Source organism: Cupriavidus consociatus (assembly GCF_017814975.1).
In the GTDB taxonomy this organism is placed as follows: Bacteria; Pseudomonadota; Gammaproteobacteria; order Burkholderiales; family Burkholderiaceae; genus Cupriavidus; species Cupriavidus consociatus.
This window is the reverse complement of sequence record NZ_JAGIQA010000047.1, coordinates 1-22907: the sequence shown is the minus strand read 5'-3', so window position 1 is coordinate 22907 and position 22907 is coordinate 1. Positions and strand designations below refer to the sequence as shown.

General features: G+C 61.7%; 22 protein-coding genes and 1 pseudogene. 9 read left to right on the top strand and 14 right to left on the bottom strand.

The window, feature by feature from the left end; genetic code table 11:
- Positions 1–136 precede the first annotated feature (136 nt).
- Positions 137–889, top strand: coding sequence for an SDR family oxidoreductase (locus J8I82_RS35080; protein WP_209764517.1), 753 nt, complete (start codon positions 137–139; stop codon positions 887–889).
- 4 nt (positions 890–893) lie between these two features.
- Complete coding sequence (locus J8I82_RS35075) at positions 894–1298, top strand: cupin domain-containing protein (RefSeq protein WP_209764515.1); 405 nt, start codon at positions 894–896, stop codon at positions 1296–1298.
- A 13-nt stretch (positions 1299–1311) separates the two neighbouring features.
- Here J8I82_RS35075 and J8I82_RS35070 read toward each other — a convergent pair whose 3' ends face one another.
- Together J8I82_RS35070 and J8I82_RS35065 are read right to left on the bottom strand one after the other, a co-directional pair.
- Positions 1312–2316, bottom strand: a complete 1005-nt coding sequence (locus tag J8I82_RS35070; protein ID WP_209764513.1) for a Bug family tripartite tricarboxylate transporter substrate binding protein — start codon at positions 2314–2316, stop codon at positions 1312–1314.
- A 21-nt stretch (positions 2317–2337) separates the two neighbouring features.
- Positions 2338–3354, bottom strand: a complete 1017-nt coding sequence (locus tag J8I82_RS35065) for a 1-aminocyclopropane-1-carboxylate deaminase (protein WP_209764511.1) — start codon at positions 3352–3354, stop codon at positions 2338–2340.
- Positions 3355–3539: 185 nt separating this feature from the next.
- Here J8I82_RS35065 and J8I82_RS35060 point away from each other — a divergent pair, with 185 nt between their 5' ends.
- A complete protein-coding gene (locus tag J8I82_RS35060; protein ID WP_209764529.1) occupies positions 3540–4085 on the top strand; it encodes an Lrp/AsnC family transcriptional regulator in 546 nt (181 codons plus the stop codon).
- Positions 4086–4227: 142 nt separating this feature from the next.
- Here J8I82_RS35060 and J8I82_RS35055 read toward each other — a convergent pair whose 3' ends face one another.
- Together J8I82_RS35055 and J8I82_RS35050 are read right to left on the bottom strand one after the other, a co-directional pair.
- Entirely contained in the window at positions 4228–5271 is a 1044-nt protein-coding gene (locus J8I82_RS35055; protein ID WP_209764509.1) for a phosphotransferase, read from the bottom strand.
- A 40-nt stretch (positions 5272–5311) separates the two neighbouring features.
- The gene (locus tag J8I82_RS35050) at positions 5312–6100 is read right to left on the bottom strand and encodes an SDR family NAD(P)-dependent oxidoreductase (RefSeq protein ID WP_209764508.1); all 789 of its coding nucleotides are present in this window, start codon (positions 6098–6100) and stop codon (positions 5312–5314) included.
- A 258-nt stretch (positions 6101–6358) separates the two neighbouring features.
- Here J8I82_RS35050 and J8I82_RS35045 point away from each other — a divergent pair, with 258 nt between their 5' ends.
- The 3 genes from J8I82_RS35045 (at position 6359) to actP (ending at position 9996) form a co-directional block, all read left to right on the top strand.
- Positions 6359–8014, top strand: coding sequence for a fatty acid--CoA ligase (locus J8I82_RS35045; RefSeq protein ID WP_209764507.1), 1656 nt, complete (start codon positions 6359–6361; stop codon positions 8012–8014).
- 99 nt (positions 8015–8113) lie between these two features.
- Positions 8114–8428: a DUF485 domain-containing protein gene (locus J8I82_RS35040; RefSeq protein ID WP_209764505.1), complete on the top strand. Its 315-nt coding sequence runs from the start codon at positions 8114–8116 to the stop codon at positions 8426–8428.
- Positions 8425–9996 carry a cation/acetate symporter ActP gene (gene actP, locus J8I82_RS35035; RefSeq protein WP_209764503.1) on the top strand — a complete coding sequence of 524 codons (1572 nt, stop codon included), beginning with the start codon at positions 8425–8427 and terminating at the stop codon, positions 9994–9996. The genes J8I82_RS35040 and actP overlap by 4 nt, the downstream gene beginning before the upstream one ends.
- Before the next feature lie 29 nt (positions 9997–10025).
- Here actP and J8I82_RS35030 read toward each other — a convergent pair whose 3' ends face one another.
- Together J8I82_RS35030 and J8I82_RS39235 are read right to left on the bottom strand one after the other, a co-directional pair.
- Entirely contained in the window at positions 10026–10445 is a 420-nt protein-coding gene (locus J8I82_RS35030; RefSeq protein ID WP_245180494.1) for a nuclear transport factor 2 family protein, read from the bottom strand.
- Between the two features lie 126 nt (positions 10446–10571).
- The gene (locus J8I82_RS39235) at positions 10572–10694 is read right to left on the bottom strand and encodes a hypothetical protein (RefSeq protein WP_280908699.1); all 123 of its coding nucleotides are present in this window, start codon (positions 10692–10694) and stop codon (positions 10572–10574) included.
- Between J8I82_RS39235 and J8I82_RS35025 the strand changes: the two are divergent.
- Positions 10648–10956: pseudogene (locus J8I82_RS35025) on the top strand (zinc-binding dehydrogenase); the annotation flags it as partial. The gene J8I82_RS39235 and the pseudogene J8I82_RS35025 overlap by 47 nt on opposite strands.
- A 160-nt stretch (positions 10957–11116) precedes the next feature.
- On the opposite strand, the gene J8I82_RS35020 reads toward J8I82_RS35025, so the two are convergent.
- Together J8I82_RS35020 and J8I82_RS35015 are read right to left on the bottom strand one after the other, a co-directional pair.
- A complete protein-coding gene (locus tag J8I82_RS35020; protein ID WP_245180493.1) occupies positions 11117–13846 on the bottom strand; it encodes a winged helix-turn-helix domain-containing protein in 2730 nt (909 codons plus the stop codon).
- Between the two features lie 74 nt (positions 13847–13920).
- The gene (locus tag J8I82_RS35015; protein ID WP_245180492.1) at positions 13921–14358 is read right to left on the bottom strand and encodes an SDR family NAD(P)-dependent oxidoreductase; all 438 of its coding nucleotides are present in this window, start codon (positions 14356–14358) and stop codon (positions 13921–13923) included.
- A gap of 514 nt (positions 14359–14872) precedes the next feature.
- Between J8I82_RS35015 and J8I82_RS35010 the strand changes: the two genes are divergently transcribed.
- Entirely contained in the window at positions 14873–15838 is a 966-nt protein-coding gene (locus J8I82_RS35010; protein ID WP_209764499.1) for an enoyl-CoA hydratase/isomerase family protein, read from the top strand.
- A 190-nt stretch (positions 15839–16028) separates the two neighbouring features.
- Positions 16029–16910: a glyoxalase III HchA gene (gene hchA / locus J8I82_RS35005; protein WP_209764497.1), complete on the top strand. Its 882-nt coding sequence runs from the start codon at positions 16029–16031 to the stop codon at positions 16908–16910.
- A 215-nt stretch (positions 16911–17125) separates the two neighbouring features.
- Here the strand turns inward: hchA and J8I82_RS35000 are convergent, their stop codons facing one another.
- From J8I82_RS35000 to J8I82_RS34975, 6 genes are all read right to left on the bottom strand, one after another.
- The gene (locus J8I82_RS35000; RefSeq protein ID WP_209764495.1) at positions 17126–17878 is read right to left on the bottom strand and encodes an SDR family oxidoreductase; all 753 of its coding nucleotides are present in this window, start codon (positions 17876–17878) and stop codon (positions 17126–17128) included.
- A 9-nt stretch (positions 17879–17887) separates the two neighbouring features.
- On the bottom strand, positions 17888–18700 hold the full coding sequence (locus tag J8I82_RS34995) for an aspartate dehydrogenase (RefSeq protein ID WP_209764493.1): 813 nt from the start codon (positions 18698–18700) through the stop codon (positions 17888–17890).
- Positions 18697–19473: an alpha/beta fold hydrolase gene (locus tag J8I82_RS34990; RefSeq protein WP_284183247.1), complete on the bottom strand. Its 777-nt coding sequence runs from the start codon at positions 19471–19473 to the stop codon at positions 18697–18699. Before J8I82_RS34990 ends, J8I82_RS34995 begins: the two co-directional genes overlap by 4 nt.
- A 12-nt stretch (positions 19474–19485) precedes the next feature.
- A complete protein-coding gene (locus J8I82_RS34985) occupies positions 19486–20007 on the bottom strand; it encodes a cupin domain-containing protein (protein WP_245180491.1) in 522 nt (173 codons plus the stop codon).
- A 176-nt stretch (positions 20008–20183) separates the two neighbouring features.
- Positions 20184–21146 carry a Bug family tripartite tricarboxylate transporter substrate binding protein gene (locus tag J8I82_RS34980; protein ID WP_209764489.1) on the bottom strand — a complete coding sequence of 321 codons (963 nt, stop codon included), beginning with the start codon at positions 21144–21146 and terminating at the stop codon, positions 20184–20186.
- A gap of 263 nt (positions 21147–21409) precedes the next feature.
- A complete protein-coding gene (locus J8I82_RS34975) occupies positions 21410–22486 on the bottom strand; it encodes a LacI family DNA-binding transcriptional regulator (RefSeq protein ID WP_209764487.1) in 1077 nt (358 codons plus the stop codon).
- Between the last annotated feature and the right edge of the window lie 421 nt (positions 22487–22907).

Genomic DNA, 22907 nt, shown 5'->3' with positions numbered 1-22907 from the left:
AATTCTTGGCCCTTATCCCTGGGGCATGATTGTTCCACAATGGTCTCACACAATGCGACGGGGACTGGCACCCACATGCGATGCCGCGCCATCAAGGCACCGCGCATTTTCACTACTCTCATCTGGAGAATCTGCCATGAAGATCGTTGTAATCGGTGGTTCCGGGCTGATCGGTTCCCAGCTTGTCGCGCTGCTCGCCAAGGCGGGCCACACGGCGGTCGCGGCATCTCCGCGTACCGGCGTGAACAGCGTGACGGGCGAAGGATTGGATCAAGCACTCAAGGACGCAGACGTCGTCGTGGATGTGGCGAACGCACCCTCCTGGGAGCCACAGGCGGTACTCGATTTCTTCCGCACGTCCGCGCGCAATCTCGGCAAGGCCGAAGTGGCCGCGGGCGTGCGCCATCACGTCGCGCTATCCATCGTCGGTACGGACCGCATGCCCGGGAATGCATATTTCGCTGCCAAGGTCGCCCAGGAAGAGGCGATCGAAGCTGCCGGCGTGCCGTACACGATCGTGCGCGCCACCCAGTTTATGGAGTTTCTCGGCGGTATCGCCGACTTCGGCACGGACGGCACCACCGTGCGCATCGGCGATGGGCTGTTTCAGCCGATCGCTTCGCAAGACGTCGCGGCAATCCTTGCGCAAGTCGCGCTGGAAGCACCGCAAAACGGCACCATCGAGATTGCCGGCCCTGACCGCGCCCCGTTCGCGGAGATCGTTGCGCGCTATCTGAAGTTGACAGGCGACGCACGTTCGGTCGTGATGGACCGCGACGCCCTGTACTACGGCGGCCAGGTCGAGGAAATGTCGCTCGTACCGCTCGGCGATGCGCGGATCGGCCGCATCAGCCTCGACCAGTGGCTCTCGCAAGCCAATGTGGAGTAATGCCATGAAAGCAATCGTGTCATTTGCGGCGGCGCTGATGCTGTCGTCCCTGATGGCGGCGCAGCCGGCGGTGGCTGCACCGGAAGCGAAAGTCACGCCGCTGCGGACGGAACCGTTGCCTGAATACCCGGGCAAGGAAGCTCAGATGATCATCGTGGAATATCCGCCCGGCTCGGTCGACCCTGTGCATCGACATGATGCACACGCCTTTGTCTATGTGCTCGAGGGGAGCATTGTCATGGCGGTCAAGGGCGGCAAGGAGGTGACACTCAAGGCCGGGGATACCTTCCACGAAGGCCCCAATGACATCCATACCGTCGGGCGCAATGCCAGTTCCACACAGCCGGCCAGGTTTGTTGTGGTCCTGATCAAGAATAAGGGAGCACCAATTCTGACTCCCGTGAAGTGAGACAGCTGGGGCACTAATTCGCCGTGATGCTCGCGCGCTGTGCGGTGGCGCGCATCAGCGGCAGTTCCTTGCTGATCATGGCACTGACCTGCTCCGGGCCCGCGTAGTTCGGCTCGAGCCCGTTGGCCAGCAGCTTCTGCTGGACCTCATGGGCTTTCATCGCCTGCGCTACGGCGTTTTCGAGCCGGACCCTGACGTCGGCCGGCAAGCCGCGCGGCGCCGCGATGGCTACCCACGAGTCGGCGTCGAAGCCCGGATAACCCGCTTCCGCGACGGTGGGCACGTCAGGCAGCAGCGTGGCGCGGCGGGCGCCCATGACCGCGATCGGCTTGATCTTGCCGCTGCGGATATGGGGCAGCGACGCGGCGACCGTATCGACCGAGAACGGAATCTGCCCGCCGATGAGGTCGGCCACAGCCGGCGCACTGCCCTTGTACGGGATGTGCTGCAGCTTCATGCCCGTGGCGCCCAGCAGCATCTCGCCCGCGAAATGCCCGGTGGTGCCCGTACCGAAGGACCCATAGACGTACTTGCCCGGCGCAGCGTTGACCGCCGCAACCATCTGCGGCAGCGTATCCACTGGCACCACCTTGTTCGCCAGCACGATCAGCGGTACGCGCGCCACCAGCCCGACGGGCTCGAAGCTTTTCACGGGGTCATACGGCAGGCTCGCGTTGATGGCCGGGTTGACGGTGAACGTCGATCCCGAACTGATCAGCAGTGTGTAGCCATCGGCCGCGGCCTTGGCCACATAGCCGGCCCCGACGATGGTGCCGGCACCGGCGCGGTTCTCGATCACCACCGGCTGGCCCAGCGCATCGCCAAGGCTCTTGCCGACGAGCCGGCCGATCATGTCGACCGCCCCGCCGGCCGGGAACGGCACCACCAGCGTGACGGGCCGGACCGGATACGCCGATGCCGCGTGGGCCCCGACGGCGGCAACCGCCAGCGCTGGCAGCGCCAGCGCCCGGGCCGCCACGAAGGCTCTGCGCAGGGACGAATGTAGAGTGGGATTCATCGCAGCACCTCCGTGCGTCGGTCAGCCGTTGCGGAACAGGAAGCTGTAGGCGTTCAGGGCCGGTGCTCCGCCAAGATGGGCATACAGCACGCGCGAGCCTTCCGGGAATTCGCCGCGCCGGACCATGTCGATCATGCCGTGCATCGATTTCCCCTCGTAGACCGGGTCGGTCATCATGCCTTCGTACTTGGCGCTCAGGCGGATGGCCTCGAGCGTGCCTTCGGACGGCAGGCCATATTCGGGGCCGCCATAACGCTCGTCGAGCACCACGTCGGCGTCGACGATGTCGCGGTCCAGTTCCACCAGCCCCGCAGTATGCTTGGCGATGCGCAGGATCTGCGCGCGAGTCTGGGCGGGCTTGGCCGAAGCATCGATGCCGATCACGCGATCAGCCCGGCCGTCGGCGGCAAAGCCCACCACCATGCCCGCCTGCGTGCTGCCCGTGACCGAACACACAACGATATAGTCGAACTTGAAGCCCAGTTCGGCCTCCTGCGCACGCACTTCCTCGGCAAATCCGACGAAGCCCAGGCCGCCCAGCGGGTGCTCCGAGCAGCCGGCGGGGATCGGGTACGGCTTGCCGCCCTCCTGGCGCACGCTCTCCATGGCCTCTTCCCAGCTCTTGCGGATGCCGATGTCAAAGCCGTCGGCCACCAGGCGCACGTCGGCGCCCATCATCCGGGACATCTGGATGTTGCCGACCCGGTCATAGACCGCGTCGGAGTAATTGACCCAGTTTTCCTGGACGAGCACGCACTTGAGTCCCAGGTGCGCGGCCACGGCGGCCACCTGGCGCGTCTGGTTCGACTGGATGCCGCCGATCGAGACCAGCGTGTCGCAGCCTTGCGCGAGCGCGTCCGGGATCAGGTATTCGAGCTTGCGGGTCTTGTTGCCGCCAAAGGCCAGGCCGCTATTGCAATCCTCGCGCTTGGCGTACAGCTCGACCTTGCCGCCAAGATGGGCAGAGAGACGCTTGAGCGGCTGGATGGGCGTGGGGCCGAACGTCAGGGGATAGCGGGCGAAACGCTTGAGATTCATGGTGGCAACTCCAGTGTTAGGGGTGTCGTCCCGTCATCGGTGTGCCTCACAGCAATCCGGCGATGCGGCGACGGACTCTATCCTAGAAAAAAAGCCACGAAACGTGCTTGCAAAGAATCAAGATTTTGAACACTATTAATAGGCAGAACTACGTTGATACCGTCAAATATTCTTTTCCAGCACAAATGAAAGAAACAAAATTTCGCACCAAATCCGCCCCCGATGCACCAGTTCGGGCCGCGTCGCAAACGCCGCCATCGGCGCCCCATGTGGACACGCTCGACCGCGCCGACAAGGCGATCCTGCGCGCCCTGCAGCAGGACGCCTCGATCTCCAACGTGGCCTTGGCAGCAAAGGTCAACCTGAGCCCGCCAGCCTGCCTGCGGCGCGTGGAACGACTCAAGGAAATGGGACTGATCCGTGGCATCGTGGCGCTGCTGAACCCCGCTGCGCTGGATGCGGGAATGCTTGTGATGATCGGCGTGGTGCTGGATCGCTCCACGCCCGAGTCCTTCGCACTGTTCGAGTCTGCCGCGCAAAAGGTATCCGGCTGCATGGAATGCCATGTGGTAACCGGCGAATTCGATTACTTCATGCTGGTGCGCACGAGGGACAGTGAGAGCTTCAACCGCCTCCATGCGGAACAATTGCTCTACCTGCCGGGCGTGAGGCAGATCCGGTCGTTCATGGTGCTCAAGCAGGTGCTATCGACGACGCAGTTTCCTGTCTGATGGACTTGTCACGGAAGGACGATGCCGAACTGGGCGGCGGTCCGGGAATCGTCAAGCCATTGACGGCGGAACAGCAGCGGAAGTCCGTGCGAGCAGTGCTCATCATTCCCACTAGATGCGGTCGCGTTGGCAGCGTCCGCTTTCAGGTAGTCACTCTACGTCCGGCTTCATAGCGCATGGCGTAGTGCCACCCCAGATCTGCCATCGGCCCGGCCTTGCGCCCGGTTTCCGTGGCATCGCCAGCCGCCGCATTGCCGTGCCGGGCACGTTCGGCAATGCCGAACAGGATGGCGGCGAGGCGGAACAGGTTGTAGGCGATATAGAAATCCCAGTGTTCCATTCCCTCCATACCGTTGGCATCGAGATACCACCGCATGTAGGTTTCCTCGGTCGGGATGCCAAGGCCGGCAAGGTCGAGACCGGCGATGCCGCGCCATAGCGACGGCGGGATGTGCCAGCTCAGGCAGTGGTAGGCGAAATCAACCAGCGGGTGCCCCAGCGCGGACAGCTCCCAGTCCAGCACGCCGATGACCTTCGGTTCGCTCGAATGAAAGACCAGGTTGTCGAGGCGGAAGTCGCCATGGACGAGCCGGCTCTCGTCGTCTGCCGGTATGTGCCTCGGCAGCCAGTTCATCAATGCTTGCATGGCGGAGCTGTTCGCGGCGCCGGTGGTGCGGCACTGGCGGGTCCAGCTGGCGATCTGGCGCGCCAGGTGATTGCCGCCCGGGCTGTAGTCGGCTAGCCCCACAGTCTGGACATCGACGCGATGCAGCGCCGCCATCACGCGATTCATCTCCGCATAGATGGCGCCGCGCTCGGCGCGCTGCATGCCCGGCAGCGACTGATCCACAAGCACCCTGCCATCGAGGTACTCCATCAGGTAAAAGGGGCTACCCACGACGGAAAGGTCTTCGCTGAACAGATACACGGCGGGGACCGGCACATCGCTGCCCTGCAGCGCATGCATGACGCGGTACTCACGGTCTATGGCATGCGCCTTGGCCTCTATCTGACCGACCGGCTTCATGCGCAAGACATAGCGCTGCGTGCCGGATGAGACGAGGAATGTCGGATTCGACTGGCCGCCGGTCAGGCGCGTGGCGGTGAGCGAGGCGTGCTCGATCAGCCCGCGCGCATGCAGCAGCGTTGCCAGCGCGTCCCAGTCGCGTTGGGTGGTTAGGTTCATCGGTATCTCTCTCTGGCTGGTACGAAGGTCGCGCGGTGCATTACAGCGAGCTGACAAGGTGCCCGCCGTCGACAGGCAGCACGGCACCGGTGATGTAGCCGGAAGCCTCGGAGGCCAGCAGCAGCAAGGCGCCGTCCAGTTGAGCGGGCTGTCCGAGGCGCCGCTGTGGGATCCGCCTGACCATGGCTTGGCCGCCTTCGGTCTCGAAGAAGGCGCGGTTGATGTCGGTGGCAAAATAGCCGGGCGCCAGTGCGTTCACGCGGATGCCATGACGCGCCCATTCCAGCGCGAGCGCCCGCGTCAGGTGGATCAGGCCAGCCTTGGCGGCCGTGTAGGCGGCGACTTGCTGCGCGACCCTCAGGCCAAGTATCGAGGCGATATTGATGATGCTGCCCGGGCGACCAGCATCGCGCATCTGCTGAGCAGCGTACTGCGCGACACGCCAGGCACCTGTCAGGTTGGTTTCGATCACCCGCGCCCAATCCTGCTCGGTCGTTCGCAGCGCGGGCTCGGTGGTCGCAATGCCGGCACTGTTGATGACGATCTCCACCGCCCCCAGCGCCTGCTCGGCCTGGAAGAACGCGCCGGATACGGAATCGGCGTTGCATACATCCAGTTGCACGACGCATCCGCTGGCGCCCAGCGCGCTGATCTCCGCCAGCAAGCGTTCCCCTTCGGCGAGTCGGCGGCCGGCAAGCACTACGCGGCATCCAGCGTTTGCCAGGGTCAGCGCGAAGTGGCGGCCAAGCCCGCCGAATGCGCCGGTCACAAGTGCCACTTTGCCCCCGAGATCGGGAAAGACAGGTTGAGGACGAGGTGGGGAAGCCATATTTGCCGTCTCCTTCGACGCGGTTGTCGGAACGGAGGTTAAGCCGCCGCGTTCGGGAAACCAGCCACCCGAACGGGGAGCCCCCCGAACGACCACCCTCCGGCCAGTCTTGCGAGGGCTCGCGCCTCCCCTATCGGGGGGCTGAAAAACAGTGCCCCGGTGCTTACGCTGCCAGGCATCCGGCGTCCCTGGCGCCAGCATGCACGCCACTGGCGCATGCTGCCCGGGCCGCTGCCACAGCGACCAAGGAGTCCCTCCGTGACACGGCCTACCCCCATTCCACGCACCCCTTCGGCGTATGCTTATCCGCTGCTCATCAAGCAGCTCCTGCATGCGCCGCTGGCAACCAACCCAGAGCAGGAGATCGTCTACCGCGGCCAGGTGCGGCACAGCTACTGGACTATGCGGCACCGCATCGGCCAACTCGCAAGCGGCCTGCAATCGCTCGGCATTGAACCGGGCGATACGGTGGCAGTGATGGACTGGGACAGCCATCGCTACCTCGAGGGCTATTTCGGCATCCCCATGATGGGTGCGGTATTGATGACGGTGAATGTGCGGCTGTCGCCGGAACAGATTGCCTACACCCTGCACCACGCGGGCGTCAGGCTGCTGATTGTCCATGCCGACTTCCTGCCCGTGCTTGAATCGATTCGCGCCCAACTCGAAACGGTCGAGCGTTTCGTCCTGGTCGGGGAAGACAGCTTTTCACTCGACAGCGCGCCCTTGCCTGATGGCTTCAGCGCCGAGTATGAGGCGTTGCTGGCAGCATCGCCGCCCGATTACCCCTTCCCGGATTTCGACGAGAACGCCCGGGCGACGACTTTCTACACCACCGGCACCACCGGGCTGCCGAAAGGGGTGTACTTCAGCCATCGGCAGATCGTGGTTCATACGCTGGCCACCATGGCGGCGCTGGCCGGTGCGCCCAGCCAGGGGCGCGTACATAGGGACGACGTCTATATGCCGCTGACGCCGATGTTCCACGTGCACGCATGGGGCATGCCCTATGTGGCGACGGCGCTTGGCATGAAGCAGGTCTACCCGGGCCGCTACGCCGCGGATCATCTGCTGCGGCTGATGCAAGGCGAGCGCGTCACGTTCTCTCATGGCGTGCCCACGCTGCTCCATATGATCCTGTCGCACCCGGATTCGGCGGCGGTCGACCTGAACGGCATGAAGATCATCGTGGGCGGATCGGCGCTGCCGAGGGGCCTGGCACAGGCCGCCATCGACCGCGGCATCGACGTGTTCACCGGCTACGGCATGTCGGAGACCTGCCCCATCCTCACGCTGGCGCAGGTGAAGACTACGCTGCTTGGCGATGCCACCACCGAACTCGACGTGCGCACCAAGACCGGCCTGCCCATTCCGCTCGTCGACCTGCGCATTGTCGATGACGATATGCGCGACATTGCGCACGACGGCAAGACCAGTGGAGAGATCGTGGTCCGTGCGCCGTGGCTCACGCAGGGCTATCTCGGCAATGCGGCGGAGTCCGAGCACCTGTGGGCCGGAGGCTACCTCCATACCAACGATATTGGCTCGATCGACAGCGACGGCTATCTGCAGGTCACCGATCGCATCAAGGATGTGATCAAGAGCGGTGGCGAGTGGGTGTCGTCGCTGGAGCTCGAAGACCTGATTTCGCGCCACGCTGCCGTGAGCGAAGTGGCCGTCATCGGCATCAAGGATGCGCGGTGGGGCGAACGTCCCCTGCCGTTGATCGTGCTGCGGCCGGGACAGTCGGCCGGACCCGCCGAGATCCAGGAGCATCTGCGCGAATTCGCCCGCCGTGGTGCGATCTCGAAGTATGCGATCCCGGAACGGGTGCTCATTGTCGACGCGATCGAGAAGACCAGCGTGGGCAAGATCAACAAGCGCCTGCTGCGCGAAAAGTACCAGGCTGCCTAGCCCCTTTTTCCCCATTCCGGCACCCATCGATATGCCGGCCGCCAATGCCGGCGTGGCGGGTGCGTTTTCACTGGAAAAACCGCTTCAGGAGACAAAGCAATGCAAGCTTCCACCACAACAGAGCGCATCAGGCGCCATCCCAGGTTCGGCGAACTGGTCCGCCGGCGCGCCCGCCTCTCGCGCGCCTTGCTGGTCCTCGTCCTTGCCCCCTTTCTCGCGCTGATGCTTGCAGTTGCCATGCAGCCCCAGCGCCTGGCCGAGCGGCTTCATCCGGAAACATTGTTCAACCTTGGCATCGTCCTTGCCATTGGGGTCATGCTGCTGGGGTGGGGCGCGACGTGGTTCTACGTGCGTCGGGCCAACGGCAAGCTGGAGGCGATGATGCAGCAGATTCTGTCGGAGGCTGCGCAATGAACCTCCAGGCCATCGCCATGTTTCTGCTCTTCGTCGCGCTGACGCTGGGCATCACGTACCGGGCCTCCCTGCGCACCCGGACCGCCAATGACTTCTTTACCGCCGGCGGGGGCATCACCGGCATGCAGAACGGGCTGGCAGTTGCGGGCGACTACATGTCGGCCGCAACCCTGCTTGGCGTCGTCAGCCTGGTCTATGCGCGCGGCTTTGACGGGCTGCTGTATATCGTCGGCTTCTTCATCGGCTGGCCGGTCATGCTGTTCCTGATGGCCGAGCGGCTACGCAATCTCGGCAAGTTCACCTTCGTCGACATTATTTCGGATCGGCTCGATCCGGTCAGCACGCGCTGCATGGCGGCAGCCAGCAGCCTGGTAGTGGTGCTGCTCTACCTGATCGTGCAGATGGTCGGCGCCGGCGAACTGGTGCAGTTGCTGTTCGGCATCGACTATGTCTATGCCGTCATCGGCGTCGGCGCGCTCATGATGATCTACGTGACCGTTGGCGGCATGATCGCCACGACATGGGTGCAGATCATCAAGGCCGTGCTGCTGCTGTTCGGCGGATCGCTGCTGATGCTACTGGCGCTGGGGCATTTCGGCTTCAGCCTTGAAGCGCTTGCCGCCAAGGCGATCGCGGTCCATCGCAGCGGTCCGGGACTGCTCGCCCCTGGCACGCTGTTCGCCGACCCGGTCTCGGCGCTTTCGCTTTGCGTGGCCACCGTGCTTGGGCTGTCGGGACTCCCGCATATCCTGATGCGCTTCTTTACGGTGCCGAATGCGTGCGAGGCGCGCAAGAGCGTGCTGGTAGCCAGCACCTGCATTGGCTACATGTTCCTCGCCATGTTCGCCATCGGTCTCGCCGCCATAGTGATCGTCGGTACTGACCCTCGCTTTTTCGAAGGCGGCCTCGTCGGCGGAAAGCTGCTTGGCGGCGGCAACATGGTTGCGATGCATCTCGCCAGCGCGACCGGCGGCAATCTGTTCCTCGGATTCCTGGCGGCTGTCGCCTTTGCCACGATTCTCGCCGTGGTGTCAGGCCTGACGCTCGCGGGCGCTTCCGCGATCTCCCACGACATCTACGCCGGTGTCCTGCGCCGCGGCACTACCACCGAGGCAGCCGAGATCGCCGTCACCAAAAAGGCCACGCTGGCCATCGGCGTCGTTGCGGTGCTGTTGGGGATCGCCTTCAAGGGACAGAACCTCGCGTTCCTGGTCGCGCTGGCTTTCAATGTGGCGGCCTCGGCGAACTTTCCAGTGCTGGTGCTTTCGATGTATTGGCGCGGCCTGACCAGCCGCGGCGCGGTCTGGGGCGTGGCGTCGGGCCTGGTGTCGTCGGTCGCGCTGGTGTTCCTTTCCCCCGCGGTCTGGAAGAACGTGCTGGGGCATCCCTCCGCCATCTTTCCGTACGACCACCCGGCGCTGTTCACGGTCCCATTCGCGTTCCTGGTCACCTACCTGTGCTCGCGTTTCGACCGGAGCGCCAGGGCGGAGGCAGAGCGCCAGGCCTTCGACGCGCAGCTGGTTCGCGCACAGACCGGCCATGGGGCTGCCGCAGCGTCCACGCACTGACTTCAGGGCGCACGACCAGCTGGGCCAGCCTACGGCGCGGCATGGGCCAGCGCGGCATAAAACGCCGCGTTGTCCCAGTAGGCGCGCATGAACTCGATCCTGGCCTGGCTGTCGACGCGTGCAATGAAGAGGTGCGGCAGCGAGAACGATTGGCCCCGGTTGGCTATCCCCAGCACATCCCGCGACTGCGGTCCCGTAATGGTGACTTCGGCAATCACGGTGCGTCGAGCGTCGCCGGAATACATCGCGGTGACCCGATTGCTCAGGTCCGGGAAGCCATCGATCAACGTGCTCCAGATATTTCTTCGGGTCTCGTCGACCGGCCCTGCCATCATCAAGGGGACATAGTCGATCCGCGCACCTGGAGCGAACATTGTCAGCATGCCATCGAGGTCATGCTTGCAGTAGCGCGCGAAGAACGTCTGAACGGTTTCGATCTGGCTCATCATGGGTCTCCCGGAAGATTGGTCACGGAGCAAGCTGTCATTGCATGCGTCAGCCCTCCGGAACATCATCCCGCATGCGCCAGCCCAGTCAATGCCCCTCCCGAAAGGGTGGCACGCCATCCGCCCTTGCTAGCGCAGGCGCTCGAAGGCAAGCACAATCTCGTCAATCGCCACCAGGCGGCAGGCGTCAATGGCCCCGATGTCTTCCGCGGCCGCCATTAACGTGCGCATCGTGCAAATCGGCGTGATCAAGGGCGTTGCCAAGGAAGTCGACTTGTTCCCCATGCTGACGAAGCGGCTTACCCATATCGGCTCGACCTTGCGCTCGCGCACGCCCGAAGAGAAGGCCGAGATCATCCGCGAGCTCGCGAATCAGGTCTGGCTGCTGATGGCCACCGGAGCCGTCAAGCCGGTCATTTACCAGACCTTTGCACTGGAACACGCTCGCGCCGCACATGAACTGATGGACTCTGGCACTCATATCGGCAAGATCGTGCTGAAGATGGATCAGTAGGCGCAATGCAGGGAAACGGATGAACGGACGCAGCGAACCTGGAGCGCCGGCGCGGCGTGCGATGATCTCCGGGGCAGCGCCAGGATACCGCGCAGCAGTGGGGGGCCGGCTGCGAAGTACAGGGCCGGGTTAATCGCGCTCGGGTCTTGCGCGCCGGCCGCTAGCTCCGCGGCACGGTTCGCTCCGTGACCCGCGGGAGGTCCCGACCCAGGCCGCTGCGCACCGCCTGGATGCGGGAATTCACTTTCAGCTTCTCAAAGATATTCTTCAGATGCCACTTCACCGTTTCGGGCGCGACACGAATTGCCCGGGCAATTTCCTTGTTGGAAAGCCCCTGTGCCACATAGTCCAGGATCTCCACCTCGCGCGCGCTCAGGCGGCTGGCTGCCACCGGCTCCGTCTGCTCATCCTTGACCTCCGGCGCGCTCGCCGGCGCATCGAACCCAGCGCATAGCCCACTCAGATACCAGGGCTCGATCCCGGCCAGGCGGTCTTGCCGCTGACGCAGCGCGTCAAGAATCTCCCGGACCGGCGGCCCGGCGTCAATAAAGACGCGGTGCAGGCCGTTCTTCTGTCCATACGCGAGCGCGGCGCCCATGGCCAGCACGGCCTCTGCACGCTGCCCCGCACTGTGCAGCGCGACCGCCAGCATCACAGAAATCTGGGCGGACATGTACAGCATGCCCGCCGCACGCAACTCCGCCTGCACGCCCTGGAGGATGGGCACGGCCTGCGCGGCGCGGCCGCGCCGCACCAGCAGCCGGCAATGCGCCACCTGGAAGCGTTGCCAGGTCTCCAGGTAACTGCCCTGCAAGGTCGCGTGCTTCGGCCCGACGAGGGCCTCCAGGTCGTTCCCGATCCGCGTGGCGCGGCTGATATCTCCAGCACCGATACTTATGCGAATTGCCTCGGCTTTGCACGCGACCTGCATGCGCAGCCACTGGCGCTCGCGGGCAATGGCTTCTGCGTCTTCCACGATCCGGTAGGCTTCGTCCTGGTTGCCCGCCAGCAGGCGCAGCCGCGCCAGCGTCACGCAAAAGCCGATCAGTGGCCCCAGCGAGCACGCTTGCAGTGCCATCTCGAGCCGGCCCTCTAGCAATTCGGCGACCCGGTCCAGGTCATTCCATTCATAGTGAATGGCGGCCAGGTATCCGACCGGGAGCACGGATGCAGCTGAATGCCTTCCGGCGCGCGCATTGGATTCGCGCAGTACATCTTCCAGCGTCTGAACCGCCTCGCCCAGCCTGCCTTCCACGAACAGGCTGAGCCCAACCATGCTCTGCCGGTACACCTTGGCGTAGATCGGCGTATCCGCCCCGGTACTGAGGATGAGCGTACGCCGCAGGCGTTTGACCTCGTCGAACCCCGCCGCATAGCTGAGCCCGAAGATCTGCGTAGTCAGCCCGATGCCTTTCTCCCATGAGCTGGCTTCCGGGCCGAGCGCAAGCACCTTGCGCCCCATTTCAAGTGAGAGCTGGCTCTCATCGGACAGGCCCGCGATCAGTGCCCTGACCGCCTGCAACCCGACGCGCACCACGTTGCTCAGGGCCAGCCCCCCGCGATCAATGTCGTCCTCGACCGCCTGCAGCGCCGCTTTGGCCGCGAGGGTCTGCATCGTCAGCGCAAGCGCCCATGCATGCGCCAGCCTCAGGCGCAGCCGACCGTGTACAGCTTCGGCGGGCAGCTTGGCGACCCAGCTCAGGACCGTGCGCACGTCGCTCTCTTCGACCAGGCTCATTGCGCACTGCTCGACCCAGCCGGCGGCGCGATCGACATCGCCCGCGGCCAACGCGTGTCTGACGGCTTCCGGCCACAGCGACTGCGCCGCGAACCACTCACTGGCACGGCGATGCAGACAGACCGCTTCATGCGGCCGCTCCCGCAGCAGGCGCTTTCTCAGGTACTCGGCAAACAGCGCGTGATAGCGGTACCACTCGCACTCAGGGTCGAGCGGCCGGACGAACATATTCCTCGCGACGAGCCACTCAAAACTGTCATGCGCGGCATCGGTCGCCGCCACCGCATTGCACAGCGGCACGGACATCCGGTCCAGAACCGATGTTCGCAATAGAAAGATCTGCAGCGCCTCAGGAACGTGAACGAAGACGTTTTCATTGAGATACGCTTCGATGCTGCGCCGGGCAAACGGCAAGCGTTCGGTGAATTCCCTGGCCGGTTCGTTCTCGCTCAAGGCAAATGACGCCAGCTGCAAGCCGGCCACCCAACCTTCGGTCGCCTGCAGCAACGCCTCGGTCTGCGCAGCGCTCAGCGTGCGGCCGGAAACGGCCGAGAAAAACGCCTGCGTCTCCGCGCCGTCAAAGCGCAACGCTTGCACATCCAGCCTCAGCAACTGGCCACGCGCCTCGAAATAGCTCAGCGGAAACGCCGGCTCGCTGCGCCCCGCGACGAGCACGTGCAGGTTATCGGGCGCATAGCGCAGTAGGCGGAATACCGCTTCATGAATGGCAGGAGCGGCCAGCCGGTCGAAGTCGTCCAGCACCAGCACCAGCCGTCGGGGCAGCGTCGCGACCGCATTGAGCAACTCGGCAAGCATTGCCTCCGCCGACGCCAGTGGATCCGGCTCCAGCCGGCGCGCAACCGGCTCGCCGGCTTGCCGGTACGCGTTCCTGGCTGCGGCGAGCAGGTAGGCGCAGAACTGGAACAGATCGTCGTCGTCTGCGTCTATGCTCAGCCAGCCGACGGCGCACCCTTCGCCCTCCAGGCAATGCTTCCATTCACTCAACAAAGAAGTCTTGCCGAAGCCCGCCGGTGCCACCAGCACCGTCAGCTTGCGCTCCAGGCCGGTACGCAGCAGCCCGATGGCACGCGCACGGTGCACATAGTGGCGCGTTCGCGGCGGCGCCAGCTTTGTCAGGATCAGCGCCGGCAAGCACCGGGGCTCTTGCGCCGCGTCGGCGCAAGACGATTGGGTCGGAGGCGCTTCCCGGTTTCGCGAGCGATTCACTAGACGATCACATCCCATTCTTCGGCCTGTTCGCGGCGCACCATCTCGCCAGCTGACTGGGGCCCGACCGTGCGATAGGGATGCGACGCGGCGGTAATGACATCGATGATGGTATCAATCATTTCCTGCGGGTCATGCTGGTTACTCAGCGGACGCTTCACGCGTGGCTGCATCACTTGCTGTCCGTCTTCCCACCATTGGTCCATGCTTTCCATGCCGGTATCGTTGAAGCCAGTGCGATAGGCACCGGGATTCACCGTTGCGACCTGGACCCCACAAGATTTCAATTCCTCGCGCATTGATGCGCACAACGCCTCGACAGCATGTTTGGACGCAGCATACGCTGCCACCCACGGCACCTTGACCAAGCCGGCGACGGAAGAGGTCCAGACAATTTTTCCACTCCCGCGCCGGATCATCTGTCTGGCTCTTGCCATCCATGTTTTAACTCGCCTTCATTTGGATCAGCCGAGCAGATTCGGGTACGACAGTAATAGATGATCGCCGAAACGAAAGTCAACCCACAAACCGTCAGAGGGGGGGAAGGCGGGGGGGAGTCCCCGACGATGCCATTTCGTCGCTGTTACCAAGCATCGTTTGTCCTGGCCCAATGCTCGTGTGCTCGAGCAGAACGCCGACTTCAGCATCGCGCCTACGTTGCCTAAGATCTGCCTGGACTCCCCCCCACTTAGGGAGGAACCTTGAAAAAGCCGCAAAGATAAAGGGATCATTGCGGAAGCGAGGCTCGCTTCAAGGCTGACGACGACTCTCGCCTTTCCACAAGCAGCTGCTCGCGAATGGAATTGCAGGCCATAGCGTGGATGTTTAGTTTCAAGCATTCAGGAATGACGTCATGCGATTCGTAACGTACTTCAAGTATCGATTTCGCCGCGAACTTCTCGCCGAGCCTGGCTCGGCAGGCGCGATATGAGTTCAACCAAAGAACCTGCCATGTCGACTATCTCAAGACGATCCTTCGTCCAGTCCATCGGTGCCGCAACACTCACGCCGGGAGTGTTGCTCGCCTCGGCCGAGGCTGGGGCGGCTTCCGAAAGCTCTGCTCTACCCCAGGAGGCCGGCGCGAACTACACCGATTACAAACATATCCTGGTCACCCAGGACCACGGCGTCGCCACCGTTACGTTGAACTACCCGCCGTTTAACCTACTTGATGAAGTGCTGTCGGAGGAGTTTGACCGGCTGACCCGACAACTCGAACAGGATGCTAATGTACGCGTCGTCATCCTGCAGAGCGCCCTGCCGAAGTTCTTTATCGCGCACTCTGGCCTGCACCGTGTGGGCTCGGCGCCGAAGACGACTTCGAATACACGCACCTTCCGCCTGACCCAGATGCTCGGCGAGCGCCTGCGTAACATGCCCAAGGCTGTGATCGCCAAGGTCGAAGGCATCGCCCGGGGCGGCGGCTGCGAGATCGCACTGGCCGCCGACATGTGCTTCGCCGCGCTAGACAAGGCTGTGTTCGGCCAACCTGAAGTCGTTTGCGGACTCGTTCCCGGTGGCGGGAACACACAGCGCCTGCCGCGGCGCATGGGGCGCGCACGTGCTCTCGAGGTGCTGTTGGTCGGCGGAGACTTCTCGGCGGAACTGGCTGACCACTACGGCTATATCAATCGCGCGCTGCCGGCCGGAGAACTGGGGCCATTCGTGGACAAGATCGCACGCCGTATTGCGACGTTTCCTCCCACTACGATCACCCACATGAAAGCGGCCGTGGACATGGGATCGGACGCATCCTTCTCGGAAGGGTTGTTGGTGGAAGCGCGTGAGGCCGACCTTTGCGTAGCCAACGAGGCAATACAGGCGCGAGTGAAGGCGATTCTTAAAGCCGGCGCCGAGACCTACGAAGGCGAACTCCACTTCCCCGAACTGTCCGCGAAGCTGCCGCCCGCCGATTAAGTAATTACCTGCCTTCGAACGATGATTACCCGAAAGTGGCGCGGAGACATTTAACGAGCGGGGAGCAAGAGACACAGCAAGGCGCCGGAATGCACGGCATATGCTGGTGATTGAGGGATTTCCCTCATTTTATGTAAAGGCCGATGGAATCGAGATTTAAAACTCCTTTTTCTTTATGAGGAATTCTATCATGACGTCCCAGACAGACAGCAAGCAGCCGACGCCCGACCCAGCCGAGCGCAACGCCTTCTTTCCCTCCCCCTACTCACTTTCGCAATTTACGTCGCCGAAGTCTAATCTCGCGGATGCAGACTATCCGGACGCTTATAAGGGGGCGCGCTGGAAAGTGTTACTAGTCGCTGCAGATGAGCGTTATCTCCTGACCGGAAACGGTACCTTCTTTTCTACCGGCAACCATCCCGTCGAGACCCTCCTGCCAATGTATCATCTGGACCGCGCAGGCTTCGAGTTCGACATTGCCACCTTATCGGGCAATCCGACCAAATTTGAATGGTGGGCATTCCCTTCTGAAGACGCCGAGATAAAGGCTCTCTACGCGAAGTACGAGCAAAAATTCCAGCAGCCGCTTAAGCTTGCTGAGGTGGTAAAGTCATTGGAAAAGGATGCGAACTACCTTGCCGTATTCATCCCTGGAGGACATGGTGCCCTAATGGGGCTACCCTGCAGCGCGGACATGAAGGCGACCCTTCAGTGGGCCATGCAAAACGATAGGTACATCATCACGCTGTGTCACGGGCCTGCCGCCTTACTTTCCGCCAGCGTAGACGAACCCAACGGTGGAGATCTTTTTCGCGGCTACCGCATCTGCGCATTCCCAGATGCCATGGACAAGCAGACCCCGGACATTGGCTATATGCCCGGTCCATTGCGTTGGTTCTTCGGCGAGAAACTTGCTGCCATGGGAGTCGAAATCGTAAACACTGAAATTGACGGCAGCACGTTTCGGGACCGGAAGCTCCTCACGGGTGACAGCCCCTTCGCGGGCAACAATCTTGGCAAGCTGGCTGCGCGCGCGTTACTGGACGAAGTGCAGAACACAGGTGGGCGTTAGTTCTCACACCCCAGAAAGCTTGCCTTCTCACGCGCTTTATTAACACTGGCTGCGTAGACATGGATTCGGTGCCGCGGGATGTCTGATCCGTCCCGCGGCACCGCGTCCATCACGGCCAGCATGGCCCATGCCCTCACGAGCGTGAGCAATGGTGATGCAGACCATCTGGCGCTTAGAGGACCATGATTCGCGAAGTTCGTGAATCATGCTACCGCCTACCGTGCGGTATAGCCGCCGTCCACGGTAAACATGGCACCGGTTGCAAACCTGGAGTCTTCGGATGCCAGGAACAGGATCATCCGAGCAATGTCGACGGGCTCCCCCATCTTGTTCAGCGGAGAGCGGGCTTCGAGGCCTTTGCGGAACGCGACGGGGTCTTCCACTTCTTTGAACATCTTGTCGTAGTAGCTCGAATTGATGACACCAGGTGCCACACTATTGACGCGGATGTTCTCCGCCGAGTGGTCGAGAGCCATCGCTCGCGTCAGCGCAGCGACGCCGCCTTTCGCCGCAACATAGGCGGCGCGGTCGGGAATTCCAACGACCGAGATCGTCGAGGCTAAGTTGACAATCGAACCGCCGCCACGCCGTGCCATTTCCGGAATCGCATACTTGGAGCACAGATAGACGCCCTTAAGGTTGACGTCGATGACGCTATCCCAGACATTCTCTTCCAGCGTCACCACGGTGCCCAGGGTGCCAAAGCCGGCGTTGTTCACGAGGATATCGATACCTCCGAAGTGCTCGACCGCACTGCGCACCATGTGCTGCACTTGCTTGGCGTCGGACACATCGACTTCCAGCGCGACGGCGTTGGCACCGATGCGAGCGGCGACCGCGCGAGCATTGTCGATGTTGCGATCGGCCACGACCACCTTGGCACCCTCTTGTGCGAGTAGTTCCGCCGTAGCTTCGCCAATGCCAGCGCCAGCGCCCGTTACCAGGGCAACCTTGTCTTTCAGCTTCATGATGTGTCCTCAGAAAATCACGTTCAAAAGTTGTTTGGATACTGCTTCCTCAATACTCAGGGCGGCGAGCCAGGAAGTGCGGGGATTGTCTGGTAGTGGATTGTTTGCGAGCCGTACGTTAATGCTGCCGAACGGGCCTGCCGCTTCTACCTCGTGGACGTTACGATCCACAGCTGGATCGGCTATCAGCTCCACCTGCGTGGCGTCGAAGCCCAAGCCGGAGAGCGCAACAGCGGCCGTCACATTGGCGTTTTTCGGGAATTTGACCGAGGCTTCAGCTGCCGTCCCGCGAAAGATCGTGGTGGCCTCCTTTATCGCCTCCAAATCGAAGCGCTCCTCCGCCGGGGAGCCGAGCCATGCCCGTGGAGGCTTACGGCCAACATACACCACGCTGTCGAGCCCGGCCGTCCGGGCTGAACGTAGAGCGTCGAGTCCACCAATCGCGCCGGAAACAAGTATCAGCTTCGCTGCGCCGGTTTCCGCGGCAGCTTCGAGGTGTTGGCGCAGCGGCTGCTCTGCCAGGGCCCCGATTGAGGCAATCACCACCGAAATACCATTCTTCAGCAGAACCGGCACGGAGGTCGCGACGGCATCGTGCCCGGCGCACTCGATGACGAGGTCAGGCTTCCATCTAGCTAAATCTTCCGTATCGGAGCAGAGTTGGATTTGATGCGTCCTCACAAAGTCACTAGCATGCCCATGCGGATCAATCGCCGCGAACCGGGCGTTTGGAAGGTAGCGTGTGCTGAGCGCTTCATAGACGCGCTTTCCAATGGCGCCAAGTCCGAGAAGCCCTATGCGCGAGATGATGGAGTTGTTCATGCTGTAGTCGCCAGGAATTGATCGAGAATCGAAACCCAAGGGTCGGTGCGAGTCACGGGTGCGAAATGTCCGCCGCTCAGCTCTCGCAGCGTGGCGCCGGGGATAAGCTCGGCAAGTTCTAGGGAGTGATGGAACGGGATGATGTAATCGTCTTGCGCACCAATCACTAATGTCGGGCACTTGATGGCGGCGAGTTCGTCGCGTCGGCTATAGGTGAGCAGCATGTCTATCCGCGCTTCAATCATGCCGACGTCGATACGAGATGGCGCATCGAAATCCAACGGCTCAGATGCCGCCAGATGGCGTCCATACCACTCTGATGGGTATGCCGTCAGCTTGGTAAGGGCGTCGTAGGCATTGCCCCCGAGCTTGGCCAACACATACTTGCGGTACGCGAAGAAGTCTTCGAATCGCTTATCCGGCTTCGCCCAACCACTACTCAGCACGATAGATTGCACGCGTTTCGGGCTATCCAAAGCAAGAGCCTGGGCAACCAGCGAGCCGGTTGAATGACCTACGATATGTGCGCGCTCAATTTCCTTCTCGTCCATCACGTTTAGGACTGCACGCGCGATGCCTTCAATGGACGGCCTGCCTTCAAGAGTGCTGCGACCGACGCCTGGATGGTCAAGCGCGATGACGCGCCTACGGTCTTTGAAGACGCCGATGACAGGGTTCCAGAAGGACGACATACCACCGAGACCAGAGACCAGAACAATGGCGTCTCCTGCGTCTCCTGTTCCCTCGTCCATAGAAAAAATTGCGTCAGACACAGCCAGTTCCGATTAACTCTTGGTGTAGGTGAAGACGCCGTTGTCGGCGCTCTCAATCTGCCCGATGTTCGTAGGCCGCTCAAAAGGCTGCGGAGCGGCCTCCCCATGCTTACGAGGACGGCCGATATCCCGGAAAAACGTCTCAAGGCCGCTCGGCGTCATGAACCACACCCAGTGCAGGTCGACGTCTCCAGAGTTGAGGAAGGTGTGCGAGTTGTGCTTGCCTAGAAATAGCGTGACACCAGGCTCGAGCTTGTATTCGTCGCCATCCACCACCGCCGTGCCGGTACCAGATACGAAGTGCAGAATCTCTTCGTTTGCGGGATGAGCATGCTCGCGTACACGTCCACCCGGCGGCAGCGTTTGCGTGCCCATCGCCAGGTTGCGCTCCATTTTCGTCATGCCCGGCGCAACCGCAACGGACACGTGGCCGTTAGCCGGCTTGGGTTGCCAGTAACTTGCCTCTGTGTCGCGAGTGAAGTAATAGACAACGCCTTTTTCCTGGGTGTCTTGCTGCTGGCTGCTGGTAGTCAAGATTTTTCTCCTGTTTGATACCGAGACGCACGATCTGTCTGTCGGCATCCGATGTAATCCATTACATCCCGGTGCGATTTACGCGCTGCACTCATCCACTTGCGCAGGCATCGTGCGGCTAGGGCGTACTACGCGGTCGCACAGCTATCCGCGTGGATTGACATTCGCGATAGCGTTTATTGTTTTAGGGCGAGCGACGGCAGGATGCGTTTGAACTGTTCGCTTTCCTTGGTCATGTTCGTTTTGAACTCAGGCGCATCCACATAGGCCAAGGTCATGTGCAAGTTCTTGACTGCCTCTTGCATGGAGGGTTCTTTGGCTACGTCCGCCGCAAGGGCACGCAGCTTGCCTACAATCTCCGGCGGCGTCGATTTCGAAACGGCGATCCCGCGCCACACCCCTACAGAAAGGTCGACCGACTTTTCCTTCAATGTGGGCACTTGGGGAATCTCCGGCAGCCGCTTGTCGGACATTACAGCAAGCGTTTTAAGTTTCCCAGACGAAACGTATTGCCGCAACTCTGCGTACGGCACGGTAGTCGCTTCCACCTGACCACCGAGAAGTCCCAAAATCGCTGGGGCATTCCCTTGATAGGGGACATGATTGAACGACGCGTCGATTTTCTTGGCCAAAGCGGCGGCTGCAACATGACCAATCGAGCCGTTGCCAGCATTGGACACGCTGATTTTTCCGGGGTTGGCTTTGGCGTATGCGATGAACTGCTCAACCGTATTCCATGGCGCATCGGCACGGACCGTAATCGAAGTCGGGTCCGAGCTGAACTGCGCGATGGGCTGGAAGTCCTCGTACGAGACCTTGCCGATGTTGAGGAGAGGCAGAGTCAACAGTTCAGCGAAAACCATAGCAACACGGTACCCGTCGTTGCTGCTAGCAGCATAGGCCAGGCCAATCGATCCGCTGGCGCCTGGCTTATTGATGACCGTAATCGGCTGGCTAAAGTGCTTTCGGGACGCTTCCGCGAATGCACGAGCCATGGAGTCGGTGCCACCGCCGGGCTGGAACGCAACCACGAGCTCTACAGGGCGACTCGGATAGGCCTCTGCGGCAACAGCCGAGAAAGAGGAAAGCAGCGTCGAAATTGCGATCACTGCTGCGGCGACTTGGGGGAGCGTCTTCATAAACCACCTTCTCTTAAAAGGATACTATTAGTCACAACCGAGGTACGCAGCCCGCGAGCGGCCAAATATGTAATCGATTACAAAATCCGCCGCGCTTTCCACCCTTTCCAGGTTCGTATCAGGGCCTGGAAGCCATGGTACGAAAGCACCCTATCAATGTAAAGGATTACATGCTTGGGATTTACCCTGTTCGGCAACCGACGCAAAAATTATGTCGATAGTTAAAGTGCCCTATCTGGCATATATTGCCCTGAGGCGAGCTCTTATGACGCCCTGGACTTTTGGGTCTTCAACAGTCGAGCGCGCCGTGGAGGTGCGGCCGAATCTCGTAAGGTCAAGCTAGTAGGAATTCGGTCGGAAGATGGCTTGCGGCCAAAATTTAAGGCATCCAGTAGTGCTCGCGCGCATTTGCGCCCCATTTCTTCCGCGGGGACAGAAATCGTTGTCAACGCCGGTTCCAGGAGACGGGCGAAATCCAAGTCGTCATGGCCGACGATGGTGATGTCTTCAGGCACGCGATATCCCGCCTTTCGACATTGCGCGATAGCGCTGAAGGCTAGCACATCACTGTTGCAAAGTATGGCTGTCGTCTCCGGCCTATCCTCCAGCAGATGCTGTGTCGCGGCTGAGCCGAATTCCATGCTATATCCCACAGGACTTTCTATGATGACCGGCTCCCCTGGGATGCGAGCGGCCTTCAAAGCATCAACGAAAGCCTGTTTGCGTGAGGTTTGACGGTCATTGCCTTGGGATGGCCCTGAAAGCATGGCTATTTGCTTGTGGCCGAGTTGTATAAGGTATTCGATGGCCTTGTGTGTTGCCGCGTAGTTATCGAACCCCACTGAAGCGAAAGGTTGGTCCTCGATGTATGAGAAAGTGGTCACCACAGGGAGGTTGAGGCTCTTGAGATGTTCGACCAGTTGCTCATCTTCAATTCTTCCGACGACAAGAAGCGCTTCAGCCCCTTTCTCAACGAGTTGGCGAACGGGCTCGAACAGCCGTCGGTTATCGAAGCCGGCGCTCAAGATGAACACCATCTGACCTTCCGCTCTCATCGTGGCCTGAAAGGCGTCAATGAGCTTCGCGTAAATGGCGTAGTCGAGAGTCGGAATCACAGCGCCAACGATATGACTACGTCGGGTCCGCAACGCCTTGGCGGCTGGATTGGGCGTATACCCCAGTCGCTCCGCGGTAGCTATCACGTGCTTGCGCACGTCCTCACGCACAGCGCCTGGGATATTGAAAGCGCGGGACACGGTCGCAACCGACACTCCGGCCGCCTTCGCCACGTCGGCCAGCCTATTTGGCGCCCGTTCCTTCACAGCGACGTTCCTGGCCACTTACCGCTCCTGAGTAATCGATTTCATATCATACCCCTACTCCAAAGGCAGCGCCTGTATCGGCCCTGAGCGCGAGCTGGTTGGAACGAACAGTACGCAACAACACCTTTCTGATGCTACAGGCAGCATTGGACGGCCTGGGCTTCGCTTATGTGCCCTAGGACCTGATGGCGCCTCATATCAAGGCTGGACGGCTTGCACCAGTGCTTGAAGAGTGGTGGCCGCGAAGGGGACTCTCACGGAGTTTTGCACGCAAGCCAGGTCGGTGCCAGCGTAGAGCGCTGGGGCAGGCAGACGCCCATCCACGCTATGTCTGCCGCCGCCGGCACCATTGGCTAGGAACGATGTGCACGCTGGCTTAGTGCTGCCTTAGCCTGCCCAGGCAGCGGTGTCGTCGAGCGGATAGACCGGCCTGCTGACC

Excerpts from the sequence above, each read along its gene's own strand:
- J8I82_RS35055 (WP_209764509.1), bottom strand. The coding sequence starts at position 5,271 with ATGAACCTAACCACCCAACGCGACTGGGACGCGCTGGCAACGCTGCTG.
- hchA (WP_209764497.1), top strand. The coding sequence starts at position 16,029 with ATGACGTCCCAGACAGACAGCAAGCAGCCGACGCCCGACCCAGCCGAG.
- J8I82_RS35080 (WP_209764517.1), top strand. The coding sequence starts at position 137 with ATGAAGATCGTTGTAATCGGTGGTTCCGGGCTGATCGGTTCCCAGCTT.
- J8I82_RS35040 (WP_209764505.1), top strand. The coding sequence starts at position 8,114 with ATGCAAGCTTCCACCACAACAGAGCGCATCAGGCGCCATCCCAGGTTC.
- J8I82_RS35030 (WP_245180494.1), bottom strand. The coding sequence starts at position 10,445 with ATGATGAGCCAGATCGAAACCGTTCAGACGTTCTTCGCGCGCTACTGC.
- J8I82_RS35050 (WP_209764508.1), bottom strand. The coding sequence starts at position 6,100 with ATGGCTTCCCCACCTCGTCCTCAACCTGTCTTTCCCGATCTCGGGGGC.
- J8I82_RS34995 (WP_209764493.1), bottom strand. The coding sequence starts at position 18,700 with ATGAACAACTCCATCATCTCGCGCATAGGGCTTCTCGGACTTGGCGCC.
- J8I82_RS35015 (WP_245180492.1), bottom strand. The coding sequence starts at position 14,358 with ATGGCAAGAGCCAGACAGATGATCCGGCGCGGGAGTGGAAAAATTGTC.
- J8I82_RS35000 (WP_209764495.1), bottom strand. The coding sequence starts at position 17,878 with ATGAAGCTGAAAGACAAGGTTGCCCTGGTAACGGGCGCTGGCGCTGGC.
- J8I82_RS35075 (WP_209764515.1), top strand. The coding sequence starts at position 894 with ATGAAAGCAATCGTGTCATTTGCGGCGGCGCTGATGCTGTCGTCCCTG.
- actP (WP_209764503.1), top strand. The coding sequence starts at position 8,425 with ATGAACCTCCAGGCCATCGCCATGTTTCTGCTCTTCGTCGCGCTGACG.
- J8I82_RS35010 (WP_209764499.1), top strand. The coding sequence starts at position 14,873 with ATGTCGACTATCTCAAGACGATCCTTCGTCCAGTCCATCGGTGCCGCA.
- J8I82_RS35070 (WP_209764513.1), bottom strand. The coding sequence starts at position 2,316 with ATGAATCCCACTCTACATTCGTCCCTGCGCAGAGCCTTCGTGGCGGCC.
- J8I82_RS34980 (WP_209764489.1), bottom strand. The coding sequence starts at position 21,146 with ATGAAGACGCTCCCCCAAGTCGCCGCAGCAGTGATCGCAATTTCGACG.
- J8I82_RS35065 (WP_209764511.1), bottom strand. The coding sequence starts at position 3,354 with ATGAATCTCAAGCGTTTCGCCCGCTATCCCCTGACGTTCGGCCCCACG.
- J8I82_RS35060 (WP_209764529.1), top strand. The coding sequence starts at position 3,540 with ATGAAAGAAACAAAATTTCGCACCAAATCCGCCCCCGATGCACCAGTT.